Annotated in this window: 21 protein-coding genes; 11 read left to right on the top strand and 10 right to left on the bottom strand. The window is 52.6% G+C overall.

Annotated features, from left to right (window positions below; genetic code table 11):
• The first annotated feature begins 474 nt into the window (after nt 1-474).
• The gene (locus tag NXS13_RS04130; RefSeq protein WP_396124744.1) at nt 475-1,722 is read left to right on the top strand and encodes a cation:proton antiporter; all 1,248 of its coding nucleotides are present in this window, start codon (nt 475-477) and stop codon (nt 1,720-1,722) included.
• 70 nt (nt 1,723-1,792) lie between these two features.
• The gene (locus tag NXS13_RS04125; protein ID WP_259078388.1) at nt 1,793-2,668 is read left to right on the top strand and encodes a DUF1906 domain-containing protein; all 876 of its coding nucleotides are present in this window, start codon (nt 1,793-1,795) and stop codon (nt 2,666-2,668) included.
• Here the strand turns inward: NXS13_RS04125 and NXS13_RS04120 are convergent.
• The 5 genes from NXS13_RS04120 to NXS13_RS04100 all read right to left on the bottom strand — a co-directional run bounded on the left by NXS13_RS04120 (nt 2,631) and on the right by NXS13_RS04100 (nt 7,824).
• On the bottom strand, nt 2,631-3,467 hold the full coding sequence (locus NXS13_RS04120) for a hypothetical protein (RefSeq protein WP_259078390.1): 837 nt from the start codon (nt 3,465-3,467) through the stop codon (nt 2,631-2,633). The two genes, NXS13_RS04125 and NXS13_RS04120, sit on opposite strands and share 38 nt — an antisense overlap.
• Nucleotides 3,468-3,563: 96 nt before the next feature.
• Complete coding sequence (locus NXS13_RS04115) at nt 3,564-5,210, bottom strand: cation acetate symporter (RefSeq protein WP_259078392.1); 1,647 nt, start codon at nt 5,208-5,210, stop codon at nt 3,564-3,566.
• 3 nt (nt 5,211-5,213) lie between these two features.
• A complete protein-coding gene (locus tag NXS13_RS04110) occupies nt 5,214-5,552 on the bottom strand; it encodes a DUF485 domain-containing protein (protein ID WP_259158198.1) in 339 nt (112 codons plus the stop codon).
• 470 nt (nt 5,553-6,022) lie between these two features.
• Nucleotides 6,023-6,382: an FKBP-type peptidyl-prolyl cis-trans isomerase FkpA gene (gene fkpA / locus NXS13_RS04105; protein WP_259078400.1), complete on the bottom strand. Its 360-nt coding sequence runs from the start codon at nt 6,380-6,382 to the stop codon at nt 6,023-6,025.
• A gap of 152 nt (nt 6,383-6,534) precedes the next feature.
• Complete coding sequence (locus NXS13_RS04100) at nt 6,535-7,824, bottom strand: citrate synthase (protein ID WP_259158196.1); 1,290 nt, start codon at nt 7,822-7,824, stop codon at nt 6,535-6,537.
• A 578-nt stretch (nt 7,825-8,402) separates the two neighbouring features.
• Here NXS13_RS04100 and serC point away from each other — a divergent pair.
• The 3 genes from serC to NXS13_RS04085 all read left to right on the top strand — a co-directional run bounded on the left by serC (nt 8,403) and on the right by NXS13_RS04085 (nt 11,486).
• Nucleotides 8,403-9,527 (top strand): phosphoserine transaminase, encoded by a 1,125-nt coding sequence (gene serC, locus NXS13_RS04095; protein WP_259078405.1) that lies wholly within the window; start codon nt 8,403-8,405, stop codon nt 9,525-9,527.
• 154 nt (nt 9,528-9,681) lie between these two features.
• On the top strand, nt 9,682-10,536 hold the full coding sequence (sepH, locus tag NXS13_RS04090; RefSeq protein ID WP_259078407.1) for a septation protein SepH: 855 nt from the start codon (nt 9,682-9,684) through the stop codon (nt 10,534-10,536).
• Between the two features lie 23 nt (nt 10,537-10,559).
• Complete coding sequence (locus NXS13_RS04085; protein ID WP_259289418.1) at nt 10,560-11,486, top strand: DUF6928 family protein; 927 nt, start codon at nt 10,560-10,562, stop codon at nt 11,484-11,486.
• Here the strand turns inward: NXS13_RS04085 and NXS13_RS04080 are convergent.
• The 3 genes from NXS13_RS04080 to NXS13_RS04070 all read right to left on the bottom strand — a co-directional run bounded on the left by NXS13_RS04080 (nt 11,453) and on the right by NXS13_RS04070 (nt 14,793).
• Complete coding sequence (locus tag NXS13_RS04080) at nt 11,453-12,337, bottom strand: RNA methyltransferase (protein ID WP_259078411.1); 885 nt, start codon at nt 12,335-12,337, stop codon at nt 11,453-11,455. The two genes, NXS13_RS04085 and NXS13_RS04080, sit on opposite strands and share 34 nt — an antisense overlap.
• A gap of 69 nt (nt 12,338-12,406) precedes the next feature.
• Complete coding sequence (locus tag NXS13_RS04075; protein WP_259078413.1) at nt 12,407-13,867, bottom strand: NCS2 family permease; 1,461 nt, start codon at nt 13,865-13,867, stop codon at nt 12,407-12,409.
• Nucleotides 13,868-14,064: 197 nt separating this feature from the next.
• On the bottom strand, nt 14,065-14,793 hold the full coding sequence (locus NXS13_RS04070; protein ID WP_259078415.1) for a DUF3027 domain-containing protein: 729 nt from the start codon (nt 14,791-14,793) through the stop codon (nt 14,065-14,067).
• 68 nt (nt 14,794-14,861) lie between these two features.
• Here NXS13_RS04070 and NXS13_RS04065 point away from each other — a divergent pair, with 68 nt between their 5' ends.
• The gene (locus NXS13_RS04065) at nt 14,862-15,665 is read left to right on the top strand and encodes a glutaminyl-peptide cyclotransferase (protein ID WP_259078417.1); all 804 of its coding nucleotides are present in this window, start codon (nt 14,862-14,864) and stop codon (nt 15,663-15,665) included.
• Between the two features lie 15 nt (nt 15,666-15,680).
• Nucleotides 15,681-16,190 carry a DUF2771 domain-containing protein gene (locus NXS13_RS04060; RefSeq protein WP_259078418.1) on the top strand — a complete coding sequence of 170 codons (510 nt, stop codon included), beginning with the start codon at nt 15,681-15,683 and terminating at the stop codon, nt 16,188-16,190.
• Nucleotides 16,191-16,225: 35 nt separating this feature from the next.
• On the opposite strand, the gene NXS13_RS04055 is transcribed toward NXS13_RS04060, so the two are convergent.
• Nucleotides 16,226-16,624: a cold-shock protein gene (locus NXS13_RS04055; protein ID WP_259078420.1), complete on the bottom strand. Its 399-nt coding sequence runs from the start codon at nt 16,622-16,624 to the stop codon at nt 16,226-16,228.
• A gap of 623 nt (nt 16,625-17,247) precedes the next feature.
• On the opposite strand from NXS13_RS04055, the gene NXS13_RS04050 reads away from it, so the two are divergent.
• Nucleotides 17,248-17,865, top strand: coding sequence for a resuscitation-promoting factor Rpf1 domain-containing protein (locus NXS13_RS04050; RefSeq protein WP_259078422.1), 618 nt, complete (start codon nt 17,248-17,250; stop codon nt 17,863-17,865).
• Between the two features lie 72 nt (nt 17,866-17,937).
• On the opposite strand, the gene NXS13_RS04045 is transcribed toward NXS13_RS04050, so the two are convergent.
• The gene (locus tag NXS13_RS04045; RefSeq protein WP_259078423.1) at nt 17,938-18,126 is read right to left on the bottom strand and encodes a hypothetical protein; all 189 of its coding nucleotides are present in this window, start codon (nt 18,124-18,126) and stop codon (nt 17,938-17,940) included.
• Nucleotides 18,127-18,191: 65 nt separating this feature from the next.
• On the opposite strand from NXS13_RS04045, the gene NXS13_RS04040 reads away from it, so the two are divergent.
• The 3 genes from NXS13_RS04040 to NXS13_RS04030 are packed head-to-tail and all read left to right on the top strand — an operon-like array spanning nt 18,192 to nt 22,739.
• On the top strand, nt 18,192-20,417 hold the full coding sequence (locus NXS13_RS04040; RefSeq protein ID WP_259289417.1) for a helicase-associated domain-containing protein: 2,226 nt from the start codon (nt 18,192-18,194) through the stop codon (nt 20,415-20,417).
• Entirely contained in the window at nt 20,410-22,089 is a 1,680-nt protein-coding gene (locus tag NXS13_RS04035) for a DNA repair helicase XPB (protein ID WP_259078427.1), read from the top strand. Before NXS13_RS04040 ends, NXS13_RS04035 begins: the two co-directional genes overlap by 8 nt.
• A gap of 2 nt (nt 22,090-22,091) precedes the next feature.
• Complete coding sequence (locus tag NXS13_RS04030) at nt 22,092-22,739, top strand: DUF3239 domain-containing protein (RefSeq protein WP_259289416.1); 648 nt, start codon at nt 22,092-22,094, stop codon at nt 22,737-22,739.
• The last annotated feature ends 599 nt before the right edge of the window (nt 22,740-23,338 follow it).

The raw sequence follows: 23,338 nt of genomic DNA, 5'->3' as shown, positions 1-23,338 counted from the left end.
GTCATCTCCTTTATGCGTGAACAACAATCGCAACCTGTCTTATCCTGAGTCATTCCTTAACTATGAGGCTTTGACGCTTGGAGAATTCGATTCGTGTTAACCGCGTGGGTCCGTTGGTGTGGACTCGATGTGCAGAATGCACCCCTATCGTCGGCCCTCATATCTGCCGTGCTCATTCGGCTAGGATCACGGAGTCCTAAGGGCGTAGCCATAATCTTTGCCGTCTTGTGACTTTGCTTAATTTCCTCCCCCCTTTATCGCAGCTTCCGAGAACGCAGGGGTACAGGTGGCAATGCGAAATTAACAATGGAAGAGATGACATCCAATACCGCTAGAAGCACGAAGCTCACATTGCCCTTGACTGGGTGCGCTGTCTGTAGCACCATCCAGCCTTAGGAATATTCACCCGTGCCTGAGAAATTGGCTTGATTCTTATTATGAGATTTCTCCGGTGATCACATTAAAATCAATGCAATGCAGAATTTTCTGGGTGATTCAGAACCCGTCCTCCTGGCCGCCGGCTCCGTGGAAACCAGCACGCTTGTCTCCTTCGCGTGGATCATGGCTGCGGCCTCCTTAGCCCCAATATTGTCTTGGCTAACTGGAAAGCGTATTCCAGCTGTGGTTTTGCTTATTGGTTTGGGAGCTCTCATTGGCCCTCATGCCCTTCACCTCGCTGATATTGAAGGTGGAGTTTCTTTACTTAAAGATCTGGGCCTAGGAATGCTCTTCCTACTGGCTGGATACGAGATCAAGGTGTCAACTGTGCGCAGCCGTGAAGGATTCACGGCCTCTGTTACATGGCTCGCATGTATCGCTCTATCTTATATAGGCGCTAATTATATTTTAGATTATGGCACATCGGCTACCGCAACGGTGCTCGCAATCGCAGTGACATCGACGGCCGTAGGCACGCTCTTGCCCATCATGAAACAACAGGACATGCTGGATACTAATGTAGGCAAGTCGCTGCTAGTGCATGGCGCTATCGGCGAGATCTTCCCTATTTTCGCTATGGCTCTGCTGCTTTCTACCCGCACCACCTGGCTAACCGCCACGGTACTGCTTTCATTCTTCGCGATTGCGGTGCTCATCGCCGCAATTCCAGCGACAGTAAGGAATCTAGTTCCATGGGTGGGCAGAGCTATGATTAGCTCAGCGAGCGCAACGAATCAGATGGTATTGCGCGTGGTAATTTGGATGCTCGCCATATTGATGGCGGTCGCAGCCGCTTTCCAACTCGACGTAGTTTTGGGCGCGTTTGCAGCTGGTTTCATCCTGCGTCAGTTGGTGCCGAAAAAATATCGCAACGCTCTTGAACAGCGTCTCGATGTCGTTGGGTACGGTCTATTAATTCCCGTTTTCTTCGTGTGCTCGGGTATGGCAATCGACACTGCCGCCGTCGTCGACAACCCCATGCGTCTAGCGATTCTCATTCCGGTCATCTATATCGCGCGCGGGCTACCAATTTTACTTCGCGAGATTTTCTCCAATACTGGCTCCGGGCTCGAGACAACTCGAGAGAAAATCCAGCTCAGCTTATATGGCGCGACCGCGCTACCCATTATTGTGGCCGTCACCGATGTGGCGACAACCTCTGAGATCATAAGCTCTGCCAACGCTTCAATTCTGGTGGCGGCAGGTAGCATCACAGTGCTACTTTTCCCTCTACTGGCTCACCTGTTGGATAAATCCAACTCGCAACAGGAACAAACAGGGTAGTTTTTTAAGCGTTGAAAGTGTTAAAGTCTTGAACCAGTGTGATCTATTAGCATCACTGATAAGGAGCAATATGTCTTTCTTTAACACCCGCCTCGTCAAGGCTCTCGCTCTCAGCGCCGCCATCAGCATAGGCTTTTCACCCCAAGCATTTGCTTTGGGACCCATCCAAGCAACCGTTCTCGACTATTCTGCTGGCGTTCCCTCGGCAGCTGCTGTAAAAGCCAGCGGTGCTGCGGGCGCTGTCCGCTATGTCTCCCGCCCACGCCCCGATGCACTCTGGATGCTAGGCAAACCCGTTGGCCTAAGAGAGACTCGTGATTTTGCAGCGAACGGTCTCAGCACCGCTTCCGTCTATCAATTTGGCAAAGGCCCCACAGCGGATTGGCGCCAGGGAGCATACGGCGCGGCAATCCACGCGCCGCAGGCTATCGCTTTGCACAAGGCTGCAGGGGGACCGACTGGTCGCCCCATCTACGTAGCCATCGACGATAACCCCACATGGGCAGAGTACGATCAGCTCATTCGCCCCTACCTTCGAGCTTTCCAAGAAGCTCTCTTATTAGGGGGCTACAGCATGGGCATTTATGGCAATTACAACACTATTGAGTGGGCCAGTCGCGATGGACTCGGATCCTTCTACTGGCAGCACGACTGGGGCTCCCAGGGACGTATCCATCCCCTCACAACCATCCACCAAAAGGCCGGTCAACAACGTACTGTGGACGGAATTCTCGTTGATGTCAACAATGTTTATGCTCGCGACTGGGGTCAGTGGCGACCGGGCGACCGCGGAATCCTTCTCCCCCAACCACCGGCGCCACCTCGCGCTGATCTGGGACACGCTCTTGCTGGTTTAAGCTCGCACATTCCAGGTGCAGATCGCTTCCCATTGCCACATGGGGATCAGATCAATCAGGCTCTTCAAATTGTGCGGCTGTCGAGCTAGTCGATGTCGCTAACGGAGCATCGATAAGCTGCATGCGGACGAGCTTGGTCAGCTTGTCCGCATCACCGTAACTGCTGGCCACGACCACAAAGTCAGTTCCAAAAGATGCGGAGGCGTGGATGTCTTTTTCATTAGACCACGCAAACTTAGTTCCTTCCACTCCCGGAAAAATAGCGGTACCAAAGTTTTGACTCGTTCCGTCCTTAGCGGTCGCTGCCGTGTCTCGCATCGCTCGCAGCACCGGCGCCTGCGGATTATTAATGAGCACCTGGGCAAGGAAGTAGGCAACGTCGAAAGTACTCGTCAGCGAATATCCCCACTGAGTATTCGCTTGGGTTGATTCGAGACCGTATTTTTTAATCACCCAATCGATGGATTGCGGATATTTTTCATACAGATCCGTGGCTAGATCGTCATCGGAAGTTCTAACCATTGACCTAGCCCGGGGGAAATCGCTTGTATCGCCACGCTCGAAAATATATTGAGCGATATAGAGCTTGATCAGACTGAGAGCGGGACGGGGTGCGCGCTCATTCACAGTCCCGATATGACCGCCTTCGGCGATATTGACATAGGTAATTTGAGCGCTGAAATTATCTTTTACTGGATCTCCCAGCTGAGGGACCTGAAACCCTTTGAGATCAAGCCATCGCCCTTCGTGTTGACGTCGGGTTAAGGAGGGTTGATCTGCAGGTTCGCGGGTGCAAGCCCCGAGGCATAGTCCGACTATGAGTAGCGGGCCTATGACCCGGTGTGGCCATATACCGAAGCCCTTCCTGCTAGCAGAGGTTAAGAGCATTTCTTCATTCTATTGACGGTATATGAGCACATACAAACGGCCGTGATTAAAGCCTTAACAGGGTTATTTTTGGAGCCTTAAGGCTCTACCGCGATACTAGTGATCGACCGCCGCTTCGACTCCGACGCCAGTTAGAGAGCGGACTTCCATCTCCGCCTGAAGGTGATCGAGGTTATCTGGTTTGCCCATAAAAGTTCCAATAATGCCGGCTAAGAAGGCCAAAGGAATCGATACTATACCTGGACTGTTGAGCGGGAAGTATGCAAAGTTGACGTTCTCCCCCAGCATGGAATTCGCCGATCCCGAGACTGCTGGTGAGAAGACTATAAGCAAGACGGCCAGAGCTAAACCTGTGTACATAGAGGCTACAGCACCTGTGGTATTGAATTTCTTCCAGTACAGCGAGAGCAATATGGTGGGTAGGTTTGCCGAGGCGGCAACTGCGAATGCAAGAGAGACTAGGAAAGCTACATTTTGCCCCATGGCAAGGATACCCAGAGCTATCGAAACCGCGCCAATGATGACAACTGTTATGCGCGATACCCGTACTTGCTCTTCTTCCGTGGCTTCTCCATTGCGAAGTACCCCATTGTAGATATCGTGGGCGATTGATGCCGAGGCGGTAATTGCGAGTCCCGCGACAACAGCTAGGACGGTTGCAAAGGCTACTGCCGAAATAATCGCCATGAAGAACGGGCCAGCGAGTGCCAAAGCAAGTAACGGAGCGGCTGAATTGGCTCCCCCAGGTGCGGCAAGGATCCGGTCCGGTCCCACCAGAGCGGCAGCACCGTATCCAAGAACCAACGTCATCAGGTAGAAGGCGCCGATGAGGATGATAGCCCACGTAACTGAGCGCCGTGCCTCCGTTGCGGTAGGAACGGTGTAAAAGCGCATGAGCACGTGCGGGAGACCGGCTGTACCCAGGACTAGAGATAGTCCGAGGGAAACAAAATCAAGACGTGAGGTCGCAGTCTGGCCGAATTTTAACCCTGGTTCCAGAATCTGTGACGCTTCGTAACCTTTTTGGGCGAGGGTGTCTGACACACGATGGGTTTCTACCGCCATGTCCATAACGGCGGAGAGACCACCCTTGATGGAGATAAAAACCAAAATCGACATGCTGCCCACGCCAATAATTAGAAGAACAGCTTTGATCATTTGCACGTAGGTGGTGCCCTTCATGCCTCCAATGAGCACGTACAAAATCATGACTACTCCCACCGCTGCGACTACTATCGCCTGTTTTCCAAAGTCGTGGACATCAAGCAAGACTGATACCAAGGATCCCGCTCCGGCCATTTGAGCGATCAGATAAAACAGGGAAACGAATAGGGTGCCAAATGCCGCTGCCACCCGTACTGGCTTCTGGCGGAGACGGAAGGAGAGCACATCGGCCATCGTGAAACGACCCACATTCCTTAAGGGTTCAGCCACCAGTAGAAGGGCGACCAACCATGCAACAAAGAAGCCGACAGAATAGAGGAATCCATCATATCCATTGAGCGCTATCGCACCGACGATACCTAAGAAGGAGGCAGCAGAAAGATAGTCACCCGCAATTGCGAGTCCATTTTGTCGTCCAGAGAAGGATCCACCACCGGTATAGAAGTCGGAGGCCTCCTTTGTAGACCGCCCAGCTTTTAACACCACCCCCATGGTTATAACAATGAAGATGATAAAGACGGAGATGTTGAGCACGGGGTTTCCGGTTGAAACGGTTTCAGCTACATATAATATCTTCATTTTTTAACCCTCCATACGTGAACGGATTGCTGCAGCCTGGGGCTCAATATTCCTATTGGCATAACGGATATACACCCACGTGATTACGAAGGTGGTAATAAACTGAGCAAATCCGAAAATCACTCCGATATTCACATTCCCGTACACGGGGGTGGCCATAAAGCTCGGCGCATACGTAGCGGTTAGGACATAGGCGATGTACCACACAAAGAACGCAAGCGACATAGGGAAAGTAAAGGATCGATAGGTCGACTTGAGTTCCAGGAATTGGCGGTCTTTTTGCATCTCTACAAATTCTTGGGCGGTGGGCTCGCGCCGCCTAGGCATGGGCTGAGCATTCATGGTGCACTCTCTTTCGCATCACAGCTTCGCGTGCAAATACCGAGGTGGGTCTTTTGACTGCGGAGCTATATTATTTTCGGTCGATTGGGGCCTAAGGCTGAGCTTTTACTACGCGGAGCCGGAATATTTGAGAATTTCGCGTGTGCTAAAACTCTGGCGATGTGCGGCTTGACGTCTAGGTAAATTTTTAGAAATAAGCCACAACAGCAACACCATGTGTTGCCAGTCACATGAATATATCTTCGCTTCCTAACCTACCCAAACTTCCCCCCAATAGCCGCAGATCCTGAATTATTTTCACTATCTTTTTTATCTACTACCCCCGACCTCCTCGCTTTATGCAAGATTTTAGCTACCCCCGCACCCTAAATAAACCACTGTTCTGGAATCGACAATTTTGTTAAGCTACTCTTCCTTTGCGTACAAAAAACCCGCATCAGCTTTAGCGATGCGGGTTTGAAGAATTCGATTTAGCGGGCGTCTAGCAAATCAATCACAAAGACAAGGGTACGTCCCGCAAGTGGATGGCCGCCTCCAGCAGGGCCGTACGCAGCCTCTGGGGGAATAACGAGTTGGCGCCGACCTCCCACCTTCATTCCGGGTATTCCCTCTTGCCATCCAGCTATCAAGCCGCTTAAGGGGAATTCAATGGATTGTCCGCGGTCCCAGGAGGAATCGAACTCCTGGCCGGTTTCAAAATCTACGCCCACATAGTGCACTTCAACCATGCCACCAGGCTGGGCTTCTGCTCCATCACCTTCAAGAAGGTCAGTGATGACAAGATCTTCAGGGGCTGCACCTGCGGGGACTTCAATAACTGGTTTTTCCATGGAAGCTGTATCTCCTTCAAGCACGACTACTGTCGATGGGTTTTGGTTCTACGTCATATGAGGTCTTAGTTGATAAATTAAGGCCCCACTGGAACCTTTCCCGCTTATTCTAGCGGTAAAGTCCAGCGAGACCTTAATTATCCAGTAATTTCTCAGCGCTCGGAGATAGGTGGAAGCGTGCGATTCACCTCGCCAGTGTATATTTGGCGTGGTCGATTAATCTTTGTTGAGGTGGCCAATTGCTCCCGATACTGAGCAATCCAGCCAGGCAACCGGCCGATTGCAAAAAGAACCGTAAAGAAATCGGTATTAAATCCCATGGCTCGGTAGATTAGACCCGTATAGAAGTCAACATTCGGGTACAGCTTGCGCTGAATAAAATAATCATCCTTCAGTGCAATCTCTTCTAACTTCATTGCTAGATCGAGCAGGTGGTCACCGCCCAAATGCTCGAGAATCTCGTGGGCAGCATCCTTAACAATAGCGGCGCGTGGATCGTAGTTGCGGTAGACGCGGTGTCCGAACCCCATCAAGCGAACGCCTTGCTCCTTATTCTTCACCCGGTTCATGAAGTCTGTTGCGTCTCCACCTTGGGCGTCGATTTCTTCGAGCATCTCCAATACCGCCTGGTTAGCACCTCCATGAAGGGGGCCAGAAAGGGCATTAATGCCACCAGCAATGGCAACAAACATATTGGCTTGAGCAGATCCGATCATCCGAACCGTCGATGTGGAGCAGTTCTGCTCGTGATCGGCGTGCAGAATCAACAGCTTGTCCAGAGCACGAGCCATCACCGGATCAACCTCATAAGGCTCAGTTGGATAGCCAAACATCATCCGCAGGAAGTTTTCGCGGGTATTGAGGGAGTTGTCCGGGTACATAAACGGTGCGCCCTTGGATGCACGATACGCCTGGGCTGCCAGCATAGGCACTTTGGCCAGCAGCCTCACTGTGGCCATATCAAGTTGCCTCTCATCCAGTGGATCCAATTGATCCTGGTAGTACGTCGAGAGAATATTCACCGAGGATGCGAGCACCGACATGGGGTGCGCGTTGCGCGGGAAGATGGAGAACTGGTCTTTAAAGTCCTCGTCCAAGAGCGTGTGATGACGAATTTCATTTTCGAAAGCGTCGAGCTCCTCTTGATTCGGGAGCTTCCCTTTGATCAGTAGATAGGAAACTTCACTGAAATTGGCATTCTCAGCGAGGTCAGCAATATTGTAGCCGCGATAACGAAGAATTCCCTCTGCGCCGTCGATATAGGTAATCTTCGATTCCGTTGACCCAGTGGATACATAACCTGGATCGTAGGTAACAAAACCAGTGTCAGCGAGCAGGTTGCCCAGCGCGATGCCGTCATTACCCTCATGAGAGCGAATGATGTCAAGTTCATATTCTCCGCCTGGATATTGAAGAACGGCCTTATCTTTGTTGGTAGTCATAGCTTCCCTTTCATGAAAACTCGTTGTGGTTCCCGGCTCGTTAGCTCCACCCTCACACTTCGCGACCCTCGCAGAGACTTCGTGAGCAGCAGGAGGCTGGCCAAATAAGTCACACGAGTTCTTACAACGTGCCAATTCCACAAGAGATTAGATTGATTCTTTTGGTTGAAAAGGATCTTCACCTACATGCCTTGCAGAGCGGATTGCCGTTTCCCAATATTCTAGTTCAAATATAGCGAGCACTTCTTCTATGGAGCCACAACCTCAAACCACTCCACCCTCTAATCCTAGGCGCAGGCGGGTTTATCGAGCTGTGAGTGACGCCAAAATATTAAAAAGTGGCCTGGTGCACATTTTAGCAAAAATTGTGATATGAACTACCTTTACCCCCTTTATTTCACTAAAACTAGGCAAAAAGGGAAGATCAACGTCCTCTAACTACCCCCGTTAAGGTAACGGTTATGGCTGGAAGATTTTCCTCACTTATACCCCACTAGGGCACGAATATCGGTAATCTGGAATTTCTACTCCATGAGTATCCACCCGCGAGTATCTACCCGAAACTAGAAAGCAGAAATATGAGTGAGACACCTAGAATCCCCGCACACCTTCTTCCTCACGATGGGCGCTTCGGCTGTGGGCCGTCAAAGGTGCGGCCCGCGCAGGTTGATGCCGTGGCAGCTGGAGCCCGCACCGTTCTGGGTACTTCGCACCGCCAATCTGCGATCAAAGACATTGTCGGGAGTATCCGCACCGGCCTAAGCCAACTATTCAATCTCCCCGAAGGCCATGAAGTCATTCTTGGCTTAGGTGGAGCGACTGCCTTTTGGGATGCCGCCACCTTCGGTCTCATACGAAAAAAATCAGGACACTTGGTATGCGGTGAGTTCTCCTCTAAATTCGCGACCGCAGCCGCCCAAGCCCCGTGGCTTGATCAGCCCGCCATTATCTCTGCTGAGCCAGGCAAGATCCCCACACCGGGCTCTCATGACTTTGACGGATGCGATGTCATCGCATGGGCGCATAACGAGACCTCCACGGGCGCTATGATTCCCACCCATCGCCCCGCGGCCCCCGAAGATGCTCTGACTGTTATCGATGCCACCTCAGGTGCTGGCGGTCTACCAGCCGATTTGAACGCGGTTGATGTTTATTATTTCTCCCCTCAGAAGTGCTTCGCTGCGGATGGCGGGTTGTGGATAGCCATCATGAGTCCTCGCGCACTCGATCGCGTTGAGGAGATTGCCAAGTCGGGTCGCTATATCCCTGAGTTCCTCAATCTCAAGACTGCAGTGAACAATTCCCGCAAGAACCAGACGTATAATACCCCGGCGGTGGCCACCCTTATCATGCTCGCTGAACAGGTAAAATGGATGAATGAGCTGGGCGGACTCGATGCTATGGTGGAACGCACCCGCCGCAATTCAGATACGTTATACGCGTGGGCCGAGAACCACCCTCATGCCCAACCTTTCGTCAGTGAGCCTTCACACCGCTCCCTTGTGGTAGGCACGATTGACTTCGACGACAGCGTCGATGCTGCAGCGTTGGCGAAAATCCTGCGCGCACACGGCATTGTCGATGTGGAACCTTACCGGAAGCTAGGCCGCAACCAGCTTCGTGTGGGATTATTCCCAGCTATTGATGCGGCAGATATTCACCTTCTCACCCAAGCGATCGATCATATCTTGGATCATCGCTAATCTTTGTGGCACTCAGCTCCTGCGTGGAACTCCAATACAGGAGGTGGGATGCGATAAGATTGGGTGGATACGCACCTCAGTATGTTGAGTTGAGGAACGGGGACTTTCCCCCGATCCTCAACTCGGATACATCACCGATTGGAGAGCCGCAACTATGAAAGAACTCTTCTTCAATGAGTCGGAATCGACTCCCACCTCATTGGTATTTACCGATAAGGAAACGGACGAGCAGTTTTTTCTGGCGGTCACTGATTCCCTCCTCGCAACTGTGCAGCCCAGCGAGAAAATAAAAAAAGAGCTCCCTGACAACGATGACAAGGCTGAGAAGCCTTCCCGCGGGGTCGACCTACGGACATCTTCACCGCTAAAAATGCGCCCGAGAGAGATCCAAGATCGCATCCGCGCTGGCGCCACGATCGAAGAGGTTGCTGAGCTAAACGGCGTTTCTCCCTCTCGCATCGAGCCCTATGCACATCCCATCATTGGTGAGCGCAAACGCCTAGCCGACATGGCCAAGCAAGCCTACCCCGTCCGCGACGATGGCCCTGCCAAACTCACGCTGTGGGAGGTCCTTGCTACTGCTTTCGCCGCCCGCGATATGGATCTATCTCAGGCAACGTGGGATACTTATCGCGATGCTGCCGCCCAGTGGGTCGTCACGTTGACGTGGCAATCCGGCTTAGTCAGCAATATTGCTGAGTGGAGTTATCTGCGTCATTCCTCCTCTCCTGCCACCGCTGTTGCACGCAATGGGCTCGCAGCAGACCTCATCAATCCGAGTTTTTCTCAGCCAGTCCGCTCCTTGAGTCCCGTGAGTTCGTTGCGTCCGGCTGAGACTTCCCAAGAAGATCTGGAGAAAACTGATACCTTCGAGGAACTCAGTGGAGATGAATTGCTGCAGCATCCTGATGGGGAAAAGCCAGAGAAACGACGTCGGAAAGCAGTAACGCCGCACTGGGAAGATGTGCTGTTGGGAGTTCGCACGAATACCAAGCGCCCCCGCAAATGACCGTAAAAAGGCTTTCCCGCGACGTGGTACTGACCTTGTGGTACGTCACGAGCGCCAATCCAGAAAAGGTCATTAGCGCCTCACCGCGTGCTGATCGTGGGTTCGGAAGAAAACTGCTCGCCCAAATTTATCCCACACTACCTATAACCCCAATCGGATCTTTTAGCCTAAACCATTCAACGCATCCCTCTCGCGATGAGTTTTATATTGCGGCCTTCCCAGGATTGGGTCTTATGCAGACTCTCGTGGCTCATCTAGATCGATTGGAAAATGTAGACCCACGTTTGATCGCAGCAATACCTGCTGCGGATATATTTGTAATCGCCACCGATACCGCATCAGGTTATGCCGGTTTCGCACACTGGCATGGCACAACGCTCAAGCGGGCATTTAGTGCCGAGCCCGACCGCATTATTGAAGATAGCGGTCTCGTAGAGCCCTTCGAAAGTCCATATTGGGCGGGAGAATTCAGCTCCGGTCAGGGTGGGATCCTACTCCCCTTTGCTCCTCTCGATTTGGCATTAGCTGCGCAGAGAGCGTGGCTCGGGTTCGACCCAGTCTCCGCCCCCAATATCAACGTGGTGGGTTATGCCACCGATGGGCGCCCAGAACCTCCTCCGGCTCCACGAAAGCCAACAATCGGCGAAATCGCGCAACAGTCCACCGCAAAATTGGGGATCGGCGAGGTTTATCGAGATTACGATGATTACGAAGATCCCGACGAGGAAGCAGAGCTTGACGACGACCTAACGCTAAGACTCGGTCAAGCTGCTCGTGGCTCATTCAGCTGGGCGCAGAAATCGGCCGTGCGTGCTCATTTACTCTACGACGCGTTTGTGGAAAACCTCGGAGAGAAGCTGCGCTACTCCGATCGGCTCACGCCATCGATAAAGAATTTTTTCTCATCCTTAAAAGCTCAACAATCTGAAGAGCCCGACGAAAAGGCTTGAGAGCGGACTCTCTCGTAGAGTGCAATGGCGGCTGCAGTGGCCAGGTTAAGACTATCAGTACCCGGCGCCATGGGAATACGAGCTCGAATATCTGTTGCCCGCATGGCATGTTCCGTTAAGCCTGGGCCTTCAGCTCCCACTAAGAGTGCAATCTTTTCATAGGGCTGAGCATGTGAATCATAAAGCGCGGTGGCTATATGCGCAGCCTGCGGGTCTGGGGTCAGGGAGACGAGGTGAAAACCTTGTTCTCTCAACTGCTCTAGTCCCCATTGCCAGTTGGTATAGCGTCCCCCGAAGTGGGCGAACGGGGTACGCAGGACGTGTCCCATCGATACCCTCACCACGCGGCGGTATAGCGGGTCTGCGCATCCATTGCCAAAGAGCACCCCATCGACCCCCATCCCCGCCGAGTTGCGAAAAATTGATCCAATATTCTCGTGATCGCCGACGCCTTCCAAGATGACGAGTGTGCGCGCATGCTCAATAACGTCCGATACGGCAAGTGGGCTGGGTCGGTCGGCGGAGGCAAGGAGACCGCGGTGCATATCGTACCCCGCTAATTCAGCGAGATCATCGCGCTCGATTGCATAAATAGGAATATCTTTGACGAGTTCAGGGATATGATCTTGGGCGAGGAAATTGTCCACCTTCGATGGGAACCCTATTAGGCTCCGAACTGGAAATCGGGAGCGCAAGAGCCTTTCTATCACCAAGGGTCCCTCGGCTATGACGAGGCCCTTGGCCCCCGGAATATCGGGGCGTTTATCGGAATGTTTGAGATCTCGAAAATCGGCTACCCGCTCATCGACAGCAGAGTCAATAGGGATGATGTTCACATAAGTCATAGCCATTGAGGTTACTCTCTCGAAAAGATAAAAGCCGCCTACCACTTATGTGGTAGGCGGCTTTAATAAAGGGTTTTAGCCAACGATCTGCAACAGTGGTTCCGCTGCAAAGTAGATAAGGAACAGGGCCGAAACGAGCCACATGATCCAATGCACACTCTTTGCTTTTCCTGCTGCGGCTGCCATGATGACATACGCAATGAAGCCCACCCCGATTCCGTTAGCGATGGAATAGGTAAAAGGCATGATGACAATAGTGAGGAAGGCCGGTAGCGCGATATGGAATTGGGAGAAATCGATATCGCGAACCTGTGCGATCATAAGCGCACCCACCACGACCAACACTGGGGCTGCCGCTTCGATAGGAACAATGGCGTAGAGCGGGGTGAGGAACATAGCCAAGAGAAAGAGAATGCCGGTGACTATATTTGCTAAACCAGTTCGGGCACCATCGGCAATGCCTGCTGCGGAATCGATATAAACCGTATTGGAGGAGGCTGAGGCTCCACCGCCAACGATGGCACCTGCGCCTTCCACGATCAGTGCCGCTCGTAGGTTAGGAAGATTTCCTTTTTCATCGGTAAGTTGAGCCTGCTTGCCTAGTGCTGTCATGGTCCCCATTGCGTCGAAAAAGTTGGCCAGCACAAGGGTAAAGAGAAGCAGTGTGGCCGCCAGCGCGCCGACTCGAGTAAAGGCTCCGAAGAGGGAAATATTGCCGATGATGGAAAGATCTGGAAGTCCACCGATAGTTTCGGGCAGAGTAGGGACTGCCAACGACCAGCCAGTTGCTACGGGTTGCCCGTCGACAAAGGATGGGCCGGCATGCGTGAGAGCTTCGACAACCATTGCGACAAGTGTGGTGGCAACGATTCCGATGAAGAGCCCGCCGCGAACCTGGCGTACCACCAGAATTCCACACAGAACGAGGCCGATCACGAAAACAAAGGTGGGCCACGAGGCAATCGATCCCCCGGAGCCGAGAGTGACGGGAACTGTCGTGCCTGCGGCATCTGGTATACGGCGAACGAAACCAGCGTCGACGAGTCCGATCATGGCGATGAACATACCAATACCTACACCCATAGCTGCCTTGATCGATGCCGGGATGGCGTTGAAAACTGCCATGCGGAAGCCAGATACGGCAAGCAGGACGATGATAATACCGTCCAGGACAACCAGCCCCATAGCCTCTGGCCAACTGAGGCCCTCTACGCTGACCATGGTTACCGCCACTAGGGTGTTAATGCCCAGACCGGTAGCGATGCCGAAAGGATACCGAGCGATCAAACCGAAGGCGATGGTCATAACGCCTGCGGCGAGAGCCGTAGCGGCTGCTACTTGGGGTACTCCAAGAGTAAGCCCCTCAGAATCGGCAATGGTACCGATAATGAGGGGGTTTAAGATGATGATATACGCCATCGCGAAGAAGGTGACGACGCCAGCGCGGATCTCTGTGCTGATTGAGGAACCCCGCTCCGTGATGTGAAAAAAGCGATCTAGTGTGGAGGCATTCTGCCCCACAGCGGTTTCGGCCATATTCTCTCCAGAATGGTTGGGCTAGGTAACTATCGATTGCACTCTCACTATGTGAAAAATCACTTTTGAGGAGTGCACGTCTTAAACAATCCCATTTAAGCTGCATTGTTAACAAATGATCAGGAGAGAATGTGAGATATATTACATAAGGGTTATACCGGCTCCGGCCGGAGTGCTCTTTCACATCACCCCACCGCCTACGTGCGCACCTCCACCTCGACGAGGGATTCGTCGTCGAAAGCGGGTGTCTCTACCCGCTTTTGAGTTTGTGGGGTTTCCACTCCCGAGTGCGCACCGCATCCATAGTCTTTGGCCACCACCTGATCGTGCGCTGAGTATTCATTAGCGCATACCCCGAAATCAGGCCCTAATGGGTGAGCGAACGGCAGATAGAATGCGCAGCTCCTGCACGGGTGCGGGGCTTTTTGTGCATATTCAGTGTCCGGTCCCCACTCTCCTTTGTGCCAGCGTTGCTTCATGGTCTCCAGTTCTATCGCAGCAAGCTTTCGCTGTCCTGGCGCAATAGCCTGACCGGTTAAGAGAACCGATTCCGTATCATTATCGCTTAAGCGGGGATCTGAGGGAGCTGGAGGCATGAGATCCCCAGGGCCAAGATCGCCGGGCTGCACTCGATCGTGGTAGGGAACCCATTCAGGGGCTTTAAGAGCCTCCCCTCCACTGACGAGACCAAGTTCGGAGATAGTTACCCAACGGCTACCAGGTGCGGCAGCAACCACCACATTCCATTCCCACCCAGGATACCCAGGGACGGCAGCTTCGAAACAATGCGTGGCACTATTATTGCCAAGAGCCGCAACCCCAATATGGCTTCCTACCTCGCCTTCGTCCAGTTCCTCAAGGGCGCGACGGGCGATCGATACTGCTCTAGCACTCAATAACAGCGGAGGGGTTCTTTTACGTGACACACCTCTATTATGGCCTATAGCCGAGCAAGTCTGCGCAAATCGAGCCGTGGTGGGGCATGATAATAGCTATGACGAGTAGTTCTTATTGGCGCGGTGCCTTCGCGAGTATAAGTGTCTTTGCAGCGCTAAGCTCGGGGGCCTGCGCCCCGTATTCTGCTGCCCCCATCGAGTATCAGCACGTTGAAATTCTTCATACCTATCCATTCGACTCCACCACCTACACCCAGGGGCTGGAGGTTGATGGTGATCGCCTCCTGGTTAGCGGCGGACAGTACAATCGATCCCGAATTTACTACTACACACTCGACGGCGTCAGTACTCATAATCAGCCGCTCGACCCAGAGCTTTTTGGCGAGGGCGCCACACGATTTGGCGATACGGTATGGCAACTCACGTGGCAAAGCGGAATTGCCTTTGCCCGCAACGCAGAAAGTCTCGACGTTACTCATACAGTGCGTTACCCCGGCGAGGGGTGGGGTTTGTGCTCCTACGAGGACTATATGGTGATGAGCGACGGAAGTGACACTCTCAGAATTCTCGACGGAGAGAGCTTCGCAGAGCGCGATCGTATTTCCATTACTCGCGATGGTGAGCCGGTAAGTATGCTCAACGAGCTCGCCTGCACAAAGGAGTCCGGAACTCGATATGTCTATGCAAACATCTATTTAAGTACTGATATTTATAAAATTGATCTCGACCATAAGCGAGTGGTCGCCATTATCGATGCCTCGACGGTTCCAAATCGCACCAGCGGCGATACCGATCATGTTCTCAATGGTATTGCTAATATCCCCGGCACTGATCGCTTTTATATCACGGGTAAGCAGTGGCCCGACCTTTATGAGGTCCGGTTTAGCAGTGAGCCAGCCTAGGAGGATTTAAAAAATATGCGCCCAAAGACGAAAAAAACCATTGTTCAGGTAGCGGGGCTTGGTGTGGCGGTTCTCGTGGTTCTCATCACCTCAATAGCCTTTCAAAATTGGTGGAATAACCGCCCCGGTACTGCGCCGGAGGACCTCAAAATACAGGCTCAACTGGGAAGCGAGCGCTTCGAAGTTCCCCCGTATAGCGTATGCGAACTTGGAGAGCCCTGCCGAGAAGACAGCCCCACTCTCAAAGATCTTAGCGCCGCTAACGAGCTGGTTGTTGACGTACCTCGAGATATATACGACCATGACTGGACAGTCTTGAGTATCTACGACGACCCAGCCCACAACAGTGAATTCTACTTCGGCCCCTACGAAAAGAAGCATATCGAAATCCCCACAACCAATAGTGATGCCGAGCTATTAGTAGTGGAGATTAAATCCGTACTCATCGGCCGCGACGCCGACGGAGCTGAAACTCCGCTGAGCGTGGTTTGGTCTGTTGGCGCAACGAAAAAGCCCGCCTCCTAAAGATCAGACGGGCTCTGTGAGATTAGATCTCAATGCTAGATATCGAGCTCAGCAGCGACAGCTCGCAGAATCTCAGCAATACGCTTGCCCTCTTTACGGTCAGGATAGTGACCCGCAGTTAATTGCGGCAACACCTTACCGTCAAGGAGATTCACGAGATCAGCGACCACGGATCCCAGCTCCTCGGCGGAGTGCTTACGCTCAACGCGCTGCGGCTTTGCGTGTACGCGAGGTGGATCAATAATAGCGACGCGGAGGGCTTGCGGGCCCTTTTTGCCAGATGCAAAATCGAATTCGATTCGCTGACCGCGGTGAAGTTCAGTGACGCCATCTGGAAGAACAGCTTGGCTAACGAAAACGTCTTCAGATCCCGGGTTGGATACAAAGCCAAAACCTCGTTCGGGGTCGTACCATTTGATCTTGCCAATAGGCATGACACTCATTCCTTCCTAAATTTTTTAAGCTCAGCCGCCTCCGCGGGACACTGGTTCTTCAGTCTAATCTGCGAGGGTCAAAATAGATAGACGAAAGATACTATTCTAGCGAAGGCTGAAGCCTGACGCTAACCCCCTAAAGGAGAGAGCTGTAGTGGCCCCAAGATAACGAATCAGCAACAAATATTGCGACTACCTAACTCTCGCCACGACTTACCCGAAAAGTGCTGCCTACAAGCCACGATAGTCCACCCGAGGCCACCTACGAGAAAAAGTAAACAGTAAAACGTGACAATTTCGTTATAAATACGCTAGGCTGATTGACCAGAACCTTTGCAGCTCTGGTTTTTCCAAACATAAGTACGATGTATACTCATCAATTCTTCGATGATCTCCACCACTCCCTTGGTCTTTGCTTGGATCATCGAAATGCCTTATGGAGAGAAATCTACGCTCAGAGGACCAAAAAGACAGCTGATCCTCATTGGGGATCATGACCACTTTAATGACATTGCAAGCACACCAAGGGAAGTACTGGCTCGAAAATCAACAGCCAGTATCAGGAGTAAGCTAACCGCTTTCTCCCCACAACCGGTGGCCACTGAGAGGATACCCAGAAACTCATGGCGAAACATGCCCGCAAGACCGCTACACCGCTGAAGAAATTAGCCGCTGGAGCCGCAGTAGTAGGAGCAACCACCGTCATCTTCGCTCCCGCAGCCAATGCTGCTCCTGACTCCGACTGGGATCGACTAGCCCAATGCGAAGCTGGAGGCAATTGGTCCATTAATACCGGCAACGGTTACCACGGGGGGCTGCAATTCTCCCCATCGACCTGGAGTGGTTATGGTGGCGGCGAGTTCGCCCCCTACGCCTACCAAGCAACCCGTGAGCAGCAAATCGCGGTCGCTGAGCGCGTGCTCGCCGGCCAAGGCTGGGGTGCGTGGCCCTCCTGCTCGTCTCGCCTAGGACTCAACGCAGCTCCTACCCCCCGCACTATCGTGGCGGATGCTCCAGCTGTAGTCCAAGAAGCTGTAGCCCAAGCAGAATTCGCGGCTGAGCGCGACGGCCAAAACGCGGAATCCTTACCAGTTGACGCACTCTATAACCTCATCGTGGCTCGCCTCGCAGAATTTGGTCTCACTGTTCCCCCGCAGATCGAAGCTCTCTACTACTCCTTCCGCGTAGACCTCAACGCCTTCTATAGCGCTAACCGTGAGCTCATTCACTCCATCTTCTAGGAGCTCGATGTAGCCACAAAAAAAGGGCACGACTGCTTATTGAGCGGTCGGGCCCTTTTCTGCTGGGAAATACTATTTGTTGATACGCGTATAAGGATGAACGTAGCCGGTCTGCTCGGCTGGAACAGGAAACTCAATATCGCCGAACGGACTGTTGGCACCAGCAAATTTCGCGATAATATCCGTTACATAGTGGCCGCCGCCTGGAACCTCGGTGGGCCAACCTGGATCAACATAACCTTTTTTCTCCATATTTGACATACTTCTCATTTTGGCAAATCTTCACCAAAACCGCACCTTTTCAACAGCTACAATTGGATTTCACCATGAATTCTGCCACCCCCACACCACCATCTCTTGAAGAGTATCTCACCTCCCTCGACGATGATGAGTTGAGTGTTCTTTTTTCCAACCGCCCCGATATTCTCTTTCCGACACCCCCACATATTCATTCTCTGGCTGGCCGTTTGAGACTTAAACAGAGTATTGTGCGCGCACTCTTCCAGCTCAACGCGCGCGAGATCGCAGTTCTCGAGGCTTTGGATACTTTAGGAGGCGATCTTCACGCGGTACCCGAAGAGGATATGAAAAACTTACTAAGCCCTTATATCGAAGGGTCTTGGTCTCTCTCTGAGCTCATTGATACCCTCAGCAGCTATCTTTTAGTAATCCCCACTGCTAACGGCATAGCCCTAGCGGAGTCCGTGGCTGACTATCTTCACCCTGTGGTTCGCGTTCTGGCAGAAAAAGATAGCGATGATTTCGCGACAACGGCTCTTAAAGTGTCGGCTCTTGATCACATATCGCTGAAGATCCTCACAGCCCTCGCGGCTCCGCAGGCTACGGGAACAACCCGCGATGCGCACCCTCATGCCGATCAATCCAAACCAATACCCCGCCTAATCGCCGACGGTCTATTGGTGCGGCGAGATGATACTACAGTGGCTTTGCCTACCTATGTGCGCCAGATTCTCGCAGGTCACCGGTTTATACCCCTAAGCTCCCCCAACAGTCACTCACAGCCTAAACTCGACTCTCAGCTAGCGGAACAGGCGGTTGCAACCGCTCTTGATATCGTACGATTATGTCGCCATACAGTGGAGTACCTAGACACCACACCCGTTGCGCTATTAAAAAATCGCGGATTAGGAGTACGCGGTGAACAACAACTGACTCACATCCTCCACACGAGTCAAGGCATTGTGAATACCGTCGTGGCTCTTCTTTTTGGGGCACGCCTTGTTGTCACCCACCACAACGAGGAGGGTGGTTTGGAATTGGCCAATACCGAGCGCTGCGCAGAATTCCTCGAATCGCCCTTGGCCACTCAGTGGGAGATGATCTGGCAGGGCTGGTGGCGGGCAGGGGCCTTGCAACACTGGATAGCAGGCACTAAAGATGATAAGGGACAATCAATCCGCCTCAATAGCGAAGAAACTTGGGATGAAAAGCTTCCCCCATTACGACGGCAATTTTTTAAGCTCTTTGGCGATACCGGATTAACTCGAGCACATATCTCAGCGGAATTAACTTTTCGCCATCCTTATCAACAGCTTGCCTACGATGATCAGTTTATCGATGAGCTCATTAACGAAGGCCTTTCGATGGGGGCTCTCATCCACAGTGACGGATTCTACTTCGCTGCTCCTGCGCTTCGCAGCATTGACAAGAACTTCGCTGAGCTCCTTGTCGCGCTCACGCCTCAGGAAATCAGCTATCTCATTCCTAATAGCGATCTCACTTTGCTCGCCCCGGGTCCTCTCGAATCAACGGTGCACCGCTCTATTAACCTTTATGCTGACCTCGAATCCCCAGGGCTTGCTAGTGTATATAGAATCTCGGAATCCTCTCTGCGTCGAGGCTTCGACGCTGGGCGCAGCGCCGCTGATATCAGGAATTTCTTCACGACTCACCTTGTCGGGGAGCTACCCTCAGTAATCGAATTTCTCATCGATGATATTTCCCGCACCCATGGGCAGATCCGTGGCGGGGTGGCCACCAGTTATCTCCGCATCGACGATGCTGTGCTCCTTTCTCAGATTATTGCCAGCCCAAGTATCAAAAGGCTCAGCCTCAGGCAGATAGCACCCACAGTCGCGGTATCGTCAGCGCCGCTAGCCCACGTTATTGCAGCCTTACGGGCGGATGGCTACCACGCCGTAGCCGAGGATTACCACGGTTTAAGCGTCGATATCAGGCCTCAGCGTGAACGCCAGGAAACCCCTCCGGCTCCACGATCAACACCTAGTCTCAGTGAGGATTCCATCCTCAAAGCACTCCAGGCACTGAAGGCTTCTCCGCCCTCGCACTCTATCGGGTCCGGGGAGGCATCAATAAGCGTGGTTCACAAAGCGATTCGCCATAAATTAGACCTTATACTTAGCTATGTCGATGCTGCAGGTATCCAGCACTCTCAAGAAATGAGCCCCATTGCGATGACCGCGGGTCATATCTCAGCCATTGAGAAAGTTACCGGGGAGCTAATTCGTATCCCCGCTCATCGCCTCAGTGCAGCGCAGATCATACACAGCGAAGGAAAAACGGATGACTAACGGATCGGGCCCCCTTATTGTCCAGTCAGACAAAACAGTTCTACTCGAAATTGACCACCCTAACGCCGATGTTGCTCGGGCTGCCCTTGCCCCATTCGCCGAACTCGAGCGCGCCCCTGAACATATCCACACCTATCGCATAACGCCCCTTGCCCTGTGGAATGCCCGTGCCGCAGGATTCGACGCTGAGCAGCTTATCGACGTCCTCGATAGCTACTCGCGTTTTCCGATCCCTCAAGCACTCCTGATCGATATAGCTGAAACAATGGCTCGTTACGGGCGCGTGCGGATCCTCGATCATCCCGCTCACGGTCTCATACTTGAGTCTGAAGATCTTAGCGTGCTGACGGAGATCACGCGGCATAAGAATATCGCACCAATGCTGGGGAGCCGTATTGATTCAGAAACTATTGCCGTCCACCCTTCCGAGCGCGGGCGCTTGAAGCAAGAGCTCATTAAAATCGGGTGGCCGGCCGAAGATCTTGCCGGATATATAGACGGGGAAAGTCACCCCATCACGCTACAGACCGGCGATTGGAATATCCGCGATTATCAGAAGATGGCCGCAGCCGCCTTTTATAACGGGGGCTCAGGTGTCGTAGTGTTACCTTGTGGTTCGGGGAAAACCATCGTAGGTGCCGCGGCTATGGCTAAGGCGCAAGTGACCACCCTTATTTTGGTCACTAACACCCTTGCAGGGAGGCAATGGCGCGACGAGCTGCTGGCGAAGACCTCTCTTACTGAGGCGGAGATCGGTGAGTATTCCGGGGAAAAGAAAGAGATTCGACCCGTCACCATAGCCACGTACCAGGTGGTGACACGCAAATCCAAGGGCGAGTATCGGGCTCTCGAACTCTTCGATAGCCGAGACTGGGGCCTCATCATCTACGATGAGGTCCACCTGCTTCCTGCCCCGGTTTTCCGTATGACTTCCAATCTGCAATCACGGCGTCGCCTCGGCCTCACAGCAACACTAATTAGAGAAGACGGGCGCGAGAGCGATGTCTTTTCACTGATCGGACCCAAGCGCTATGATGCCCCTTGGAAAGACCTTGAAATGCAGGGGTTCATCGCGAGCGCAGAGTGCATTGAGGTCAGAAGTACCATGACGCACGATGAGAAGATGAGCTACGCTATCGCCGAAACTAGGGAGCGCTACCGCCTCGCAGCGTGCTCGGAGAGCAAAACCTCAGCGGTGCGAAAAATTCTTGATTTCCACGCTGGGGATCCAGCCTTAATTATCGGCGCTTTCGTCGAGCAGCTTGAGGAGCTCAGTGAGAAACTCGGAGCGCCGCTCATTGACGGGCGTACCCGCACGAGCCGACGAGAGGAACTATTCCAGCAATTTCGCGAAGGGAAAGTGCCAACACTTGTGGTGAGCAAAGTTGCGAATTTCTCTATCGACCTTCCTGCCGCCCAGGTGGCGATTCAGGTCTCGGGTACCTTCGGATCCCGTCAAGAAGAGGCGCAGCGTTTAGGGCGGTTGCTCAGACCTAAGGCAAACAAGCAATCGGTGCACTTCTATACAGTTGTCAGTCGTGACAGTATTGACGCCGAGTACGCGGCGAATCGGCAACGCTTCTTAGCAGAACAAGGCTACGCCTACCGGATAGTCGATCTTCAAGACCTCGATGAGCTCTTGCCTCAGATTGCACCACGGAAAGAAGGATAAAGATGCAAAAATTCTCGTTTAGCGTCGACGAACAGTATGCCCGCAAACATAACGAGCTGCTGCGCGATGGATCGCGATTAATCAAAGCGGCTCTATTAGCCGTCGTACTCCTGATAAGCCTAATATTCGTGGTTGACTATATAAATCTTGGTGGTTACGCAGTCGTGGCCAAGATCGTTTTAGGTGCTCTAGCGGCTATGAACGCAGTGCTCGTTTTCGTTCTACCTAGAGCTATTGGCAGCGCCGAGAAACTTTATAATAGCTACGAACTGTGCGCCGCTATGATCGCGGAGGTTAATCCACGTGACTGCGTCCTTTTAGCCCTCGTTAATTTAAGCGCACTCGATACCCAGCCACCACAATGGGCATTAGCTACGCGCACCGTTACTGGATTGGGGGACCACACCCGAAAGATCGGTGAGAAAGTTCCTGCGGTAGCGGTGAGTGGACGCAAAGATGTATACGCAAAGGATGCATGGGGCGAAGTCTCCCCTGTGCCTATTACATGGGGGACACCGGACCGGGAGGTAATTGCGCGCGCTAGAGCAGCAATCCCTGAGGAACAATGGAGAGTCTTGGAAGAAAATCTTCACCGTCTTGAAGACGTTCAAGCTACCCCGAGAAATTTGCTCGAGTTAGAGCTTTCATAGCCACCCTATTGGAGATATGGGTGCCCCCCGCTTAGGTATTAGTTGCAGGAAAGAATCGGGACCACTTGAACTAGGTACAGCATCAAGCCGCTAGATCTAGGTCTACCAAATTATCCGGATCCCAAGCCCCCCGAGCTGACGGCGCCATGCTGGAGAATACAGGAAGTTTTTGGACCATTTATTATAGCTGTCGATTAACTCCCTTGAGATCTAAAGCCGGCTGCACAGCTCTATATCCCGAGCCGGTAGAGAGTATACTCTCCACCGAGCAATTAGGCGTTTATTCCCTGGATCTATTACTCCTGGGCCCCTAGGAGTCGGCAAAATGGTGACTACAATAACCGCGAGTTAGTTACTCCGCATCCTGCCCGTATCGACACTAACCATCTGGAATCTTCTAGCCTATTTCAAGGACAAAATAGTCCTGCGCCAGAAATGGTAAGCAACCCGGAACCGATTACGGGTATATGAGACAAAAAAAAGGGGGAGGGGATGCGCACAAGCACACAGCCTACACACAACCCCTCCCCACCATCTTAAGTTTTAGGTCGGCGGTGACTTACTCTCCCACAAACTCCCGTTTGCAGTACCATCAGCGC

The sequence above is a fragment of the Corynebacterium sp. ES2730-CONJ genome (assembly GCF_024834055.1).
GTDB lineage: Bacteria > Actinomycetota > Actinomycetes > Mycobacteriales > Mycobacteriaceae > Corynebacterium.
Note: the sequence above shows the minus strand (reverse complement) of the source record. Positions and strands in the feature narration are given on the sequence as shown.

Bases quoted from the DNA above. Each gene is read 5' to 3' on its own strand.
- NXS13_RS04130 (WP_396124744.1), top strand. From the start codon at position 475: ATGCAGAATTTTCTGGGTGATTCAGAACCCGTCCTCCTGGCCGCCGGC.
- NXS13_RS04125 (WP_259078388.1), top strand. From the start codon at position 1,793: ATGTCTTTCTTTAACACCCGCCTCGTCAAGGCTCTCGCTCTCAGCGCC.
- NXS13_RS04120 (WP_259078390.1), bottom strand. From the start codon at position 3,467: ATGCTCTTAACCTCTGCTAGCAGGAAGGGCTTCGGTATATGGCCACAC.
- NXS13_RS04115 (WP_259078392.1), bottom strand. From the start codon at position 5,210: ATGAAGATATTATATGTAGCTGAAACCGTTTCAACCGGAAACCCCGTG.
- NXS13_RS04110 (WP_259158198.1), bottom strand. From the start codon at position 5,552: ATGAATGCTCAGCCCATGCCTAGGCGGCGCGAGCCCACCGCCCAAGAA.
- fkpA (WP_259078400.1), bottom strand. From the start codon at position 6,382: ATGGAAAAACCAGTTATTGAAGTCCCCGCAGGTGCAGCCCCTGAAGAT.
- NXS13_RS04100 (WP_259158196.1), bottom strand. From the start codon at position 7,824: ATGACTACCAACAAAGATAAGGCCGTTCTTCAATATCCAGGCGGAGAA.
- serC (WP_259078405.1), top strand. From the start codon at position 8,403: ATGAGTGAGACACCTAGAATCCCCGCACACCTTCTTCCTCACGATGGG.
- sepH (WP_259078407.1), top strand. From the start codon at position 9,682: ATGAAAGAACTCTTCTTCAATGAGTCGGAATCGACTCCCACCTCATTG.
- NXS13_RS04080 (WP_259078411.1), bottom strand. From the start codon at position 12,337: ATGGCTATGACTTATGTGAACATCATCCCTATTGACTCTGCTGTCGAT.
- NXS13_RS04075 (WP_259078413.1), bottom strand. From the start codon at position 13,867: ATGGCCGAAACCGCTGTGGGGCAGAATGCCTCCACACTAGATCGCTTT.
- NXS13_RS04065 (WP_259078417.1), top strand. From the start codon at position 14,862: ATGACGAGTAGTTCTTATTGGCGCGGTGCCTTCGCGAGTATAAGTGTC.
- NXS13_RS04060 (WP_259078418.1), top strand. From the start codon at position 15,681: ATGCGCCCAAAGACGAAAAAAACCATTGTTCAGGTAGCGGGGCTTGGT.
- NXS13_RS04055 (WP_259078420.1), bottom strand. From the start codon at position 16,624: ATGCCTATTGGCAAGATCAAATGGTACGACCCCGAACGAGGTTTTGGC.
- NXS13_RS04050 (WP_259078422.1), top strand. From the start codon at position 17,248: ATGGCGAAACATGCCCGCAAGACCGCTACACCGCTGAAGAAATTAGCC.
- NXS13_RS04045 (WP_259078423.1), bottom strand. From the start codon at position 18,126: ATGTCAAATATGGAGAAAAAAGGTTATGTTGATCCAGGTTGGCCCACC.
- NXS13_RS04040 (WP_259289417.1), top strand. From the start codon at position 18,192: ATGAATTCTGCCACCCCCACACCACCATCTCTTGAAGAGTATCTCACC.
- NXS13_RS04035 (WP_259078427.1), top strand. From the start codon at position 20,410: ATGACTAACGGATCGGGCCCCCTTATTGTCCAGTCAGACAAAACAGTT.
- NXS13_RS04030 (WP_259289416.1), top strand. From the start codon at position 22,092: ATGCAAAAATTCTCGTTTAGCGTCGACGAACAGTATGCCCGCAAACAT.